Source organism: Mailhella massiliensis (assembly GCF_020741395.1).
GTDB lineage: Bacteria > Desulfobacterota > Desulfovibrionia > Desulfovibrionales > Desulfovibrionaceae > Mailhella > Mailhella massiliensis_A.
Window position 1 is genome coordinate 1 of sequence record NZ_DYZA01000134.1, and the last position, 11,616, is coordinate 11,616.

The 11,616-nt window shown below is 55.9% G+C and carries 8 protein-coding genes; 5 read left to right on the plus strand and 3 right to left on the minus strand.

Annotation, left to right across the window (positions count from 1 at the left end):
• Positions 1–52: 52 nt before the first annotated feature.
• Positions 53–1,375: a chloride channel protein gene (locus K8W16_RS06730; RefSeq protein WP_304122331.1), complete on the minus strand. Its 1,323-nt coding sequence runs from the start codon at positions 1,373–1,375 to the stop codon at positions 53–55.
• Positions 1,376–1,533: 158 nt separating this feature from the next.
• Here K8W16_RS06730 and K8W16_RS06735 point away from each other — a divergent pair, with 158 nt between their 5' ends.
• The 3 genes from K8W16_RS06735 to K8W16_RS06745 all read left to right on the plus strand — a co-directional run bounded on the left by K8W16_RS06735 (position 1,534) and on the right by K8W16_RS06745 (position 5,924).
• Positions 1,534–2,901, plus strand: a complete 1,368-nt coding sequence (locus K8W16_RS06735; RefSeq protein WP_304122333.1) for a sodium-dependent transporter — start codon at positions 1,534–1,536, stop codon at positions 2,899–2,901.
• 166 nt (positions 2,902–3,067) lie between these two features.
• Positions 3,068–4,432: a sodium-dependent transporter gene (locus K8W16_RS06740; protein WP_304122334.1), complete on the plus strand. Its 1,365-nt coding sequence runs from the start codon at positions 3,068–3,070 to the stop codon at positions 4,430–4,432.
• 124 nt (positions 4,433–4,556) lie between these two features.
• The gene (locus K8W16_RS06745) at positions 4,557–5,924 is read left to right on the plus strand and encodes a sodium-dependent transporter (protein ID WP_304122336.1); all 1,368 of its coding nucleotides are present in this window, start codon (positions 4,557–4,559) and stop codon (positions 5,922–5,924) included.
• Between the two features lie 264 nt (positions 5,925–6,188).
• Here the strand turns inward: K8W16_RS06745 and K8W16_RS06750 are convergent, their stop codons facing one another.
• Positions 6,189–7,679 carry an aminoacyl-histidine dipeptidase gene (locus K8W16_RS06750; protein WP_304122338.1) on the minus strand — a complete coding sequence of 497 codons (1,491 nt, stop codon included), beginning with the start codon at positions 7,677–7,679 and terminating at the stop codon, positions 6,189–6,191.
• Positions 7,680–8,169: 490 nt separating this feature from the next.
• On the opposite strand from K8W16_RS06750, the gene K8W16_RS06755 reads away from it, so the two are divergent.
• Complete coding sequence (locus tag K8W16_RS06755; protein ID WP_304122339.1) at positions 8,170–9,483, plus strand: NCS2 family permease; 1,314 nt, start codon at positions 8,170–8,172, stop codon at positions 9,481–9,483.
• 646 nt (positions 9,484–10,129) lie between these two features.
• Positions 10,130–10,978, plus strand: a complete 849-nt coding sequence (locus K8W16_RS06760) for a C-GCAxxG-C-C family protein (RefSeq protein ID WP_304122340.1) — start codon at positions 10,130–10,132, stop codon at positions 10,976–10,978.
• A gap of 309 nt (positions 10,979–11,287) precedes the next feature.
• On the opposite strand, the gene K8W16_RS06765 is transcribed toward K8W16_RS06760, so the two are convergent.
• Positions 11,288–11,616: hypothetical protein (locus K8W16_RS06765; protein WP_304122342.1), on the minus strand; the 329-nt coding region annotated here is incomplete at its 5' end.

The following is an 11,616-nucleotide window of genomic DNA, read 5'->3' on the forward strand; positions in this document are numbered from 1 at the left end:
GGACACCCTTTTTCAAAAGGGTGTCCTCCTTCCCCCGCCTGCATCCCTTCCCCTACTTCTTCCTCGAAACGACGATGGCGGCGCGCAGGGAATCGTATACGGGCGGGCAGCGGAGTGCGTTTGCCGTCCAGAAGGCGATGAAGGCGACTACGAAGGCTCCGGGAAGGCAGGAGAGAGCCCCGGACATTTCCGTGACCAGGGCTATGCCTGTAAGAGGAACGCGCACCATGGAAACAAAAAAGCCTGCCATACCGTAAATAATGAAGCTCTGCCATGAGTCCTGTGCGATGAGTCCGACGCCAAGCAGCGCCTGCCCGCACAATGCCCCGAGCAGTGCTCCGATGCAAAGCATGGGCATGAGTATGCCGCCGGGCACGTTGCCGGTATAGCTCAGAAGGGAAAAGGCGATTTTGAGGCCTGCAAGAAGAAGCAGGCAGGAGAGCACGGAGGAAGGTTGCCCTGTGAAGCGTATGAGGCTTCCGGCAAGTTCCTCCCCGCCGCCAAGGACGGAAGGGCAGAGGAAGGCCAGGAGAAAGGCGACCAGCATGGGGGGCAGAATACGCCAGTTCTGGGAAAGGGGCGTATGCGCGGCCTCGAAGTTTTTCGTGCCGAGCAGGGCCTTGTTGTACAGAACGCCGGCTGCGCCCATGAGAACGCCCATGAAGGGCAGCATCCAGAGTTCGGAGATGGCGGGGGCCTGCACATGGCTGAAGGGAAAGACAAGGCCGAAGCCGAAGACAAAGCGGGTCATAAGTTCTGCAGAGGCGACGGAGAAGCCTACCGCGATGAACCCCCCCCAGGTAAAGCGGCTTTTCATTTCCTCAAAGACGAAGAGCAGCCCGGCCACGGGGGAACCGAAGGCCGCCGTCATGCCCGCCGCTGCACCGGCGGCAATATGGATATGGCCGGAAAACCAGAATCTGTCCCACAGGCCCGTAAGAATGGCGGCTGTAGCCGCTCCCATCTGTATGCACGGGCCTTCTCGTCCGAGGGAAAGGCCGCCCAGCGTGGAAACAAGGCAGCCTGTAAACTTTGCGGGCAGTATTCTGAGCCATTCCCTGCGCGAGATATGGAGCCTGCCCCGCACAATAAGTTCGGTCTGCGGGATACCGCTGCCGGAGATGAGCGGAACCCTGCGTACCAGCCAACCCAGAAAGCGCGCCGAGGCGATGAGGATAAACAGCCAGAGAGGAGCCGTGTACCAGTGTTCCTTCCATGTGGACAGCCATGACGCAATGACGGGAGCGGCACTGTCGCGGGAAAGACGGAAAAGACAGATAACAAAGGCGCAGGCGACGCCTGTGAAGACCCCTTCCAGTGCGAGCAGGCCGCGGTTGGCCCAGTGCGTCCAGCGTTTGTGGTGTCGTTCGTCCATGCTTGTGCCCTTCGGGAAAACGTGTGCCTCAAAAGGTGTAGTACAGCCTTTTTCCGGGCGCAAGTGTGTTTCAAATGGGTCAAGAGGAGCTTTTGTTGTTGCCGTTTCCGGCATTTTTTGCCTATACCTAAAGAAATCATTTGCAGGAGAAGTGAGTTATGATTCAACGAGAACAGCTCGCCAGCCGTCTGGGTTTTGTGCTTCTTTCCGCCGGCTGCGCCATAGGGCTCGGCAACGTATGGCGTTTTCCCTATATTACCGGTAAGTACGGCGGGGCAGTGTTCCTGGTTGTCTATCTTCTTTTCCTGCTTTTTGTGGGCCTTCCCGTGCTTATTATGGAGTTTTCCGTGGGCCGGGCTTCGCGGCGCAATATGGCCCACGCTCTGGAAAAGCTGGAACCCAAAGGAACCTGGTGGCACAAGTTCGGCATCATGAGCCCCATAGGCAACTATATCCTCATGATGTTCTATATTCCCATCGCGGGGTGGATGCTCTGCTACTGCTGGTTCATGATAAACGGCACGCTGGACGTGCCCACAGAGCAGGTGCCCGCAGTATTCGGCAACATGCTGGGCAGTCCCTGGACCATGCTGTTCTGGACTGTGGTGGTTTCCGCCTCCTGCTTCGCCATTTGCGGGCAGGGTCTGCAAAAGGGCGTGGAGCGCGTGGTCAAGATCATGATGCTGGGGCTTTTGTTCATCATGGTGGGGCTGGCCTTTCATTCCTGCTTCCTTGAAGGGGGGAGCAAGGGCATGGAATTTTACCTCAAGCCGGATTTCGGGCGTGCCGTGGAATCGGGCTTCATGGCCCTTGTCAATGACGCCATGAATCAGGCATTCTTCACCCTGAGCGTCGGTATGGGCAGCATGTGCATCTTCGGCAGCTACCTGAAAAAGGACCGCTCCCTTACGCAGGAATCCGTCATCATCGTGGCGCTCGATACCTTTGTGGCCCTTACCGCAGGCCTCATCATTTTTCCTGCCTGTTTTGCCTTCAATGTTACGCCCGATGCGGGCCCCGGCCTCATTTTCGTTACTCTGCCCAATATTTTCAATAATATGGCCATGGGACGCTTCTGGGGCTTTCTGTTCTTCGTGTTCATGAGTTCAGCTGCGCTCACCACCGTCATAGCCGTGCTGGAAAACATCATCGCCTTTTTCATGGACGGGTACGGCTGGTCGCGCAAAAAGTCCACCATCATCAATTTCGTCGTTCTTACCCTGCTTACGCTTCCCTGTATCCTGGGCTTCAACGTATGGTCGGGGTTTGAGCCTTTCGGAAAGGGCAGCTGCGTGCTGGATCTTGAAGACTTCATCATCAGCAATAATATCCTTCCTCTCGGCTCCTTTTTGTTTATGCTGTTCTGCTGCCACCGCTACGGCTGGGGCTGGGACAACTTCGTGGCCGAGGCCGATGAGGGCCGGGGTATGAAGTTCCCGAAGTTTTTGCGTTTCTATCTTACCTGGGTATTGCCGGTTATCTTCCTCTTCATTTTCGCACAGGGCTATATTCAGAAGTTCTTTTAAGAAATCCGGGGTATGGCCCCACGCTCGTGAAATCGGCGTTTTCCACCCCGGGGAAGGGGGGAAACACCGGACAAGGCGTGCCGGAAAAAGAGGAATTTTCTGTTGCCGTCCTTCAAGGTTTCATCATATACGAAGAAAAATATTCCCGCCAAGGAGAAGTTAGGGTATGGCACAACGCGAACAGCTTGCCAGCCGGCTGGGATTTCTGTTCCTTTCCGCCGGTTGCGCCATAGGTCTCGGTAATGTATGGCGTTTTCCTTTTATTACAGGTAAATATGGTGGTGCGGTCTTTCTTGTCGCCTATCTTGTTTTTCTTCTCGGCATGGGGCTTCCCATCCTTATCATGGAGTTTTCCGTGGGGCGGGCCTCACGGCGCAATATGTCCCGGGCTTTCCAGGAGCTGACCCCGGGGTCGAAGTGGAAATATTTCGGATGCTTCAGTATTATAGGCTCCTACGCCCTCATGATGTTCTACATTCCGGTGGCGGGATGGATGATGTATTATTGCTGGGCCACCATCACCGGCGGCCTTTCCCTGCCTGTAGATCAGGTGCCCGGCGTGTTCACCGGTCTTCTGGCAAGCCCGGGCACCATGCTTTTCTGGGCGCTGCTGGCCTCGCTCGGCTGTTTCGGCGTCTGTGCCATGGGGCTTCAGAAAGGGGTGGAGCGCGTGGTTAAAATTATGATGGCAGGGCTTCTGCTCATCGTCATCGGCCTTGCCGTCCACTCTCTTACCCTGCCCGGCGGTATGGAGGGCGTGGCTTTCTACCTGGTGCCCGACTTCCAGCGTGCCATGGACGCGGGCCTCATGTCGCTCATCAACGACGCCATGAACCAGGCCTTCTTCACCCTGAGCATTGGCATCGGCGCCATGTGCATTTTCGGCAGTTACCTCAACAGGGATAACACCCTGACCAAGGAATCGGTGTTCATCGTCTCTCTGGATACCTTTGTGGCCTTTATGTCTGGCCTCATCATTTTCCCGGCCTGCTTCGCTTTCGGCGTGAAGCCGGACGCGGGGCCCGGGCTCATCTTCATCACCCTGCCCAATATTTTCAACAACATGGCCTGGGGGCAGTTCTGGGGTGCGCTGTTCTTCGTGTTCATGAGCGCAGCCGCGCTCACCACAGTCATAGCGGTGCTGGAAAACATCATTTCCCATTTCATGGATACCTATGAATGGACGAGAAAGAAGGCCGTGCAGGTGAACTGCATAGTGCTTACCCTCTGCACGCTCCCCTGTATCCTGGGCTTCAATTACTGGTCGGACATTCAGCCGTTGGGCGCGGGATCCACCATCATGGATCTTGAAGATTTCATCATCAGCAACAACCTCCTGCCCATAGGCTCGCTCATCTTCTGCCTGTTCTGCTGCCAGCGCTATGGCTGGGGCTGGGACAGGTTCGTTGCCGAAGCCGATGCCGGCGAGGGGATGAAGTTCCCCAAGTTCCTGCGTTTCTATCTGACGTGGATTCTTCCCGTGGTGCTTCTTGTCATCTTTGTGGAAGGGTATATTCAGAAGTTCTTCTGAGGCTTGCGGCCTGCCCAAAGGGGCAGGCCCTTTTCGCCTCCCTCGGCACGAGAGGCTTTTCTTGCGGCCCGGCAAGCCTGCTGAACTTTGCGCCGGGCCTGTTTTCCTTGTTTCGGAGTGAATCATGCAACGAGAAAAGATGGCCAGCCGCATCGGTTTTCTGTTCGTTTCCGCCGGATGCGCCATTGGGCTCGGCAATGTCTGGAGGTTTCCTTACATTACGGGAAAGTACGGCGGCGCCGTCTTTGTGGTGGCCTATCTGTTCTTTCTACTTATGCTGGCTCTTCCCTTGCTCATCATGGAATTTTCCGTAGGCCGCGCCTCTCAGCAGAACCTTGGAAACGCCCTGCGCGTGCTGGAACCTGAAGGTTCCTCCTGGCATCGCATGGGCTGGATAAGTATGGTGGGCAGCTACCTGCTCATGATGTTCTACATACCCGTGGCGGGATGGATGCTTTTTTATGTGTGGCGAACAGCTTACGGCGAGTTGTCCCTGCCTCCCGATCAGATGCCCGCAGCCTTTGGTTCCATGTTGGCCGATCCTGTGAGTATGACGTTCTGGGCCTTTCTCACGTCCATACTCTGTTTTCTGGTATGCAGCTTCGGCCTGCGTCGGGGGATAGAGCGCGTGGTTAAGATCATGATGACCGGCCTTCTCGTCATCATGCTGGGGCTGGCCGTACGGGCCGTCACCCTGCCGGGAGCGCTGGAAGGGCTTTCCTTCTATCTTGCACCGGACTGGGAACGCGCCGTGAATGCTGGTATAGGGAGCCTTCTGAACGACGCCATGAATCAGGCGTTCTTTACCCTGGGTCTCGGCATAGGCTCCATGTGTATTTTCGGCAGTTACTTGGGCCGCGACTATACCATCACTCAGGAATCCATCTGGATCGTGGGTCTGGATACCTTTGTGGCCATGATGTCGGGCTTCATTATTTTCCCGGCCTGCTTCGCCTTCGGCGTGGAACCGGATTCCGGACCCGGGCTTATCTTCATCACCCTGCCCAACGTGTTCAACTCCATGTCCGGCGGTAGGTTCTGGGGTACGCTGTTTTTCATATTCATGAGCGCGGCCGCACTTACCACGGTGATCACCGTGATTGAGAATATCATCTCCTACAGCATGGACGTGTGGAAATGGTCGCGCAGAAAGTCCACGCTCATTAACGGTGTGGCACTTACCCTGCTTACTCTGCCCTGCGTGCTGGGGTTCAACGTGCTCTCTTTCGTGCAGCCTCTGGGAAAGGGCAGCACGCTTATGGATCTGGAGGATTTCATTCTCAGCAACAACCTTCTCTCCATAGGGGCCGTCACCTTTATGCTGTTCTGCTGTCACAGGTTCGGCTGGGGGTGGGATAAGTTCATCGCGGAAACGGATGCTGGCCGGGGGGTGAAGTTCCCCCGGGTATTGCGTTTCTATCTTACTTGGATATTGCCTTTCGTGGTGGTGCTTGTCTTCGTGCAGGGCTATATCCAGAAGTTCTTCTCCTGAAGAAGTCTTTGCTCGCTTTGACGGGCGTTTTCCCCTCCCGGGGAGAACGTCCGTTTTTATGCATCCGTTTCCGCACGGTTGAGCACTCCTCATCGCTTTTCCTGAAGTACGCTTCATCAGAAAAGGCATGGTGCAGGCAGCTGGATGCCCGCCGTATTTTGGGAAATGCCGGAGTATGAGAAAAGGCCGTACCGGAACCATGTTCCGGCGCGGCCTTTATGTTTCTGTATACCGTGTTGGCGTCAGATGGGGCGCCCGGCTGCGCTATTTCCCTTCACCTATGCGGCGCAGCACTTCCTTGAGAAGGTTCCAGGTGTTTTCTGCAGAGGAAAGGTAGAGTGTTTCTTTTGTGGAATGGGCTCCTGTTACCGTAGGTCCGAAGGAGATAAAGTCTACTTTGCGACCGAGCTTCTGGAATTTGTCGGCAAAAAGCCCGCATTCCAGCCCGGCATGGATGCCTTCCACACGGGCTTTTTTATGAAACAGCTCTTCGTAGCTCTTCGTGAAGACTGGCTCGAGTCGGGATTCGGGGTTGTATTCCCAGGCCGGGTAGTCTCCCGAATGTTCGACGCTTCCTCCGACCAGGGCGCCGAGGAGGTCGATCCTGCGGCAGAGGTCCTCCTTTTTGCTGGCCACGGAACTTCTGGTCTGGCATTGGAAGACGATGTTCTCCCCTTCCATACGGATCATGGCGAAGTTGTTGGAGGTCTCCACCAGATTCTGGCTGGTGATGTTTTTGTCCATGGAGGCTATGCCGTCGGGCACGAGCATTGCAGCGGAAAGGACGCGTTTCTCGCTCTCCTGCGTAAGGACGCGCGTTTCCTCTTCCGCTTCGTCCATGTTTATGGCAAGGCCCGCGCCGTCGGAGCCGCGAAGTTCGTGGCGGAAGGTTTCTTCCCAGCGCTTCATTTCCTTCAGAACAGCCTCTTTCTCCGCCTTGATGAAAAGTACGGCCGAGCTTTCCTTGGGAATGGCGTTAGCTGCAGTTCCCCCCTGCAGTGTTGCAAGACGACAGGGGAAGAGTTTTCCGAGCCCGTCCAGCAGCCTTGCCAGAAGTCTGTTGCTGTTGCCTCTTTCCCGGATGATTTCCAGCCCGGAATGTCCGCCAGCGAGCCCTCCGAGCGTGATGCGTCGAAGCTCCCAGCCTTCGCTGGAGCAAAGGGCGGAGGCATCCTGGAATTCCACAGGGATGCTCATTCTGCTTCTTCTGCCTCCGGCACAGCTGACACAGAATATGCCTTCTTCTTCTGAATCCATGTTGATGAACAGGGAAGCGTTCAGAATGGAAACGTCGAAGGCCGTCGCTCCGCCCATACCCGCTTCTTCGTCGACGGTGATAACGGCTTCCAGCGGAGGGTGCGGAATGTCGTCTGCGTTGAGTATGGCCAGTGTATAGGCGAGAGCTATGCCGTTGTCCGCGCCGAGGGTAGTGCCTTCGGCGTAGAGACGATCCCCGTCGGTCATGAGTTTCAGCGGCTCTTTGGAGAAGTCGAAGTCCAGCCCCTCATCCTTCACGCAGACCATGTCCATGTGTCCCTGAAGAATGACGGTCGGGGAGTTCTCCATGCCCGGCGTGCCGGGCTTCTTTATGAGTACATTACCCGCGGCGTCCTGCATGGCGAAGAGGCCGCGTTCTTTGGCAAACGCAATGAGAAAGTCGCTGAGCGCGCGTTCATTCCCGGATTCGTGGGGAATGGCGCTCAGTGCGGCAAACCATTTAAGATATTCCTTATCGGGAGAAAAGGCGCTGTTCACGGCGTAACTCCTGTGCGTTGAGTTTTTTCAAACTTCGGCGGGGCGCTATGCCTGTCCGAAGCACAAAGGACTGTGGAAAGCTCGCAGCTTGCGTCCGCATGGTACATGGGAAAGGCGTCTCGTGTACAGTCCTGTATGCCCCCGCCCGCGCAACCTCCGGTTTTTTATGTTGGTTTATGGAAAAGTTCATGGTAATTTCCGTGGAACGCCGTTTCAGGTCCCCGCCATGCCGTGCGGCCCGGAACTTTTGCAGGGAACGGTAGACAATGCGGCGCGAGATTTTCCCCGTAGTCCGGGGGGGAGGGGCCTTTTTCAGAAGAAGGAATTTTCCCGGGGGACAGTCTCCCGAAAGGCGAAGAGGGCAGAACATGCGGGCGAGTAGGAAAATGTGCGCCCTCAGGGCGTTTTTCCGTCTTTCTGCTGGAGAGAGGCCGTGTTTTGTTTTTTATACGGAGAAGAAGGGAAATCCTGAGAATATACGGGGGGATACATGGCAGGCATGATCAACGGCATGTTCAGGTTGAAGGAGCACGGAAGCAGCATAAAAGTGGAGACCATGGCCGGTGCGACCACTTTTGTGACTATGGCCTATATCATTTTCGTCAATCCAGCCATGCTCGCGGATGCCGGTATGCCCCGTGAGGCGGCTTTTGCCGCCACCGTGTGGGGAGCTGCCCTGACCACGCTGTTCATGGGGATGTGGGCGAACCTGCCCATAGCGCTCGCCCCGGGCATGGGTATCAACGCCTTTTTCGCCTATACCGTGGTTCTGGGCATGGGGCTGCCGTGGCAGACGGCACTGGGAGCCGTGTTCATTTCCGGTGTGGTGTTTTTCCTGCTTTCCGTGACGAAACTGCGTGAACAGATCATCCGTGCCGTGCCGCTCAATCTCAAGTTGTCCATCACCGTGGGCATAGGTATGTTCATCGCTTTTATAGGGCTTAAAAGCGCGGGTATAGTGGTGGATGATCCGGTTACTTTTGTCGCCTTGGGCAATATGAAGGATCCCGCTACGCTTCTTTCTCTGTTCGGGGTGCTGTTCATTGCCGTTCTTGAGTCGAAGAATGTGCGCGGTTCCATATTGCTGGGCATGGCGGTCACTACGGCGGCGGGCATGATCGTGGGCGCGGGGCCCGTACCTCACGGTATGCGCGATATCCTGAGCTTCAGCATACCCAGTTTCATGCCGACGTTTTTGCAGCTCGATATTTTTGCCGCCCTGGAGTACGGCCTTTTCACCGTTCTTTTCACCATGACTATGGTGGATCTTTTCGACAGCATGGGCACCATCATCGGCCTTTCCCGCAAGGCCGGCCTGATGAAGGAGGACGGAAGCATAGAAGGGCTGGATAAGGCACTGGTGGCCGACTCCTGCGGCACCATGCTTTCCGGCCTCTTGGGAACGCCCGCCGTAACAAGCTACCTGGAAAGCTCCACAGGCATAGCGGAAGGCGGCCGCACCGGCCTTACCTCCGTCACCGTGGGGGTGCTCTTTCTCGTAAGCCTTGTTTTCGCCCCTCTTGTCGGCTTCGTCCAGGGCTATGCCACGGCCCCGGCACTCATCATAGTGGGCTCGATGATGATGCAGGAAACGCGGAACATTGATTTCAGCAGCATGGCCGATGCCCTGCCCGCCTTTCTCACCATTATCACCATGCCGCTTACGGGCAGTATCGCCACGGGCTTCGGTATGGGCTTCATCAGCTATGTGCTCATAAGGCTCTGTACAGGGCGGGCGAAGGAAGTAAGCCTTGTCATGTGGGTGGTTTCGGCCTGCTTTATCGTCAATTTTTCGTTGCGCTAGCCGAGGTGTGGCGGAAAGACACCGGTGAAGCGTATCGGCGCGACGTTGGGAACCCATGTTTTTTGCCATGCCGTGCAGTAGGGGGGCGTAAGCCAGATGAATAAAGCTATGGCTGCAAGGCTCGTTCCAGAAGACATGCCTATGCGCCGGGCTTCGTACTCACCGACAGCAAGGACGCAGTCATCGGGGAATACGACGAGGGCGCGGTCAGGGGGCAGGCCGTGAAGAACCGTTACGAATATATGAGAAAATCGTGAGCGTTGTAGTGTCCTTTGCCGTGTGGTTCATGACTGGCTGCCGTGGAAGCAAACGGAGGCATGTACTGCGTGCGGAATCCTGCTGCCGTGGGGCAACAAGGGGGGGGCCTGTTGCGTGTATCCGGCCCCCTGCCGAAGGTTCCGCTTTTTCCACCCTGTTATACATACCAGGCAGTCGACGGAATACCTTTTCGCCACCTGCCCACAGGACAGATATTGTCTGTTGCACGGCATTCCTTCTGTCGCGGGTTCAGCGGAACCCCTTTGATATCGCTTCAGTGAGAATGGCTGTTATTGACATAATGTTCCATTAATCACATAGTACGAAGGTGTACCTTTCCCCAGACAGGCAAGGTATGTGTATGTCATTTTCTACCTCGGAGAAGAGTATGGATTACAGCAGAAGAGCCATGCTGGGCGCCATGGGCGGTCTGGTTGTCGGCGGTTCCCTGGCCGCCATGTCTGGCAATGTTATCGCGGCGCCTGCCGCCCCGGCCATGTCCGCCGGCAAGGATGGACATTTCGGCCAGATGGGTGGGGAATTCGGCTGGACCCCGAAGAAGATCGACGACATAGCCGCCGCGAGCGCCGTGGCCTACAAGGGATACTGGTACAAGGGCTACGGCTGCGGTTACGGGGTATTCTACAGCATCATCGGCACCATGGCCGAAAAATACGGCGCGCCCTACAATTGCTTCCCTTTCACCATGATGGAAGGCTTCAAAGGCGGCATGTCCGACTGGGGCACCATCTGCGGCGCTCTGGCCGGTGCGGCCATGGCCTTTGCTGTATTCTATCCTCGTAGTGAAGCCACTCCCATGGTAAATGAACTGTTCCGCTGGTATGAAAAGACGGCCTTCCCTCTTTACAATCCCGGCGATGCCGCGCAGGGAGTAAAGGGCGAGCTTCCCACCAGCGTGGCTCATTCCGTGCTCTGCCATGTTTCCGTGTCCCGCTGGTCCCACGCCACCAAGCTCGCGGCCAACAGTACGGAGCGCAGTGAGCGCTGCGGCCGTATCACCGCCGACGTGAGCCGTAAGGCCATTGAGATCCTGAACGCCAAGATTGATGCCGGAAAGGACTGGAAGGGCGTTCTCGGCAAGCAGGAATCCGTGACCGGCTGCACCACCTGCCACGGCAAGGGCAAAATGGCCGATATCCAGAAGGGCAACATGGACTGTGCTCCCTGCCACAGCGGCTCCAAAGCTGTGGCCGACAAGTTCCACAACCATCCGTAACCATCGCGTGCATGTGACGTATATTGGGGGGAGCAGGTTTCCTTCCGCAGAAGAGAAGTCTTCGCATAAGGCGTGGAGGAAAGAGCTTCGTGTGTAAAAGCGGATCCCTGAACGACCTGTGTGCGGAGAAAGAACGCAAATCATAGTCTCCATGCGTTCATGCATCATCATATCATAATCAGGGGGAGGGCATGTCCTTCCCCTTTGATTTTTCAGGCTGAGGAGCTGGACTTTCCCGGATTTTGCCGCTCAGAAGGGGGAAAAGAGCCCGAAGCGGGCTTTTCGGATGCAGAGGAAACAAAAAAGTTTTCATAAAATATTGAGTATCGTCAACAGGATATAGGTCATCTCGCGGAAAACTTCCGAAAAAAGGGAAAAAAGTGTTTGACAGATCGGGGGGAAATGGGCATAACTCGAAAACGCGCTGAGGCACAGCGGCTCCAAGGAGCGCAAGCCGAAAGCGCTTCCTCCGAAAAAACTTTTGAAAAAAGTTGTTGACAGGGGAAACGAAAAGTTGCATAAAGCAACACCGCCGCGAGTGAGCGGCACGGGTCTTTGACAAGTGAAGAGCGAGTTGGGAAATAGAGCTTTGAGTTCGATTTGAGAACAATATGTTCTCTGAATCAAATACTTGTCAA

Coding starts and splice junctions, on each gene's coding strand:
- K8W16_RS06730 (WP_304122331.1), bottom strand. CDS start 1,375: ATGGACGAACGACACCACAAACGCTGGACGCACTGGGCCAACCGCGGC.
- K8W16_RS06735 (WP_304122333.1), top strand. CDS start 1,534: ATGATTCAACGAGAACAGCTCGCCAGCCGTCTGGGTTTTGTGCTTCTT.
- K8W16_RS06740 (WP_304122334.1), top strand. CDS start 3,068: ATGGCACAACGCGAACAGCTTGCCAGCCGGCTGGGATTTCTGTTCCTT.
- K8W16_RS06745 (WP_304122336.1), top strand. CDS start 4,557: ATGCAACGAGAAAAGATGGCCAGCCGCATCGGTTTTCTGTTCGTTTCC.
- K8W16_RS06755 (WP_304122339.1), top strand. CDS start 8,170: ATGGCAGGCATGATCAACGGCATGTTCAGGTTGAAGGAGCACGGAAGC.
- K8W16_RS06760 (WP_304122340.1), top strand. CDS start 10,130: ATGGATTACAGCAGAAGAGCCATGCTGGGCGCCATGGGCGGTCTGGTT.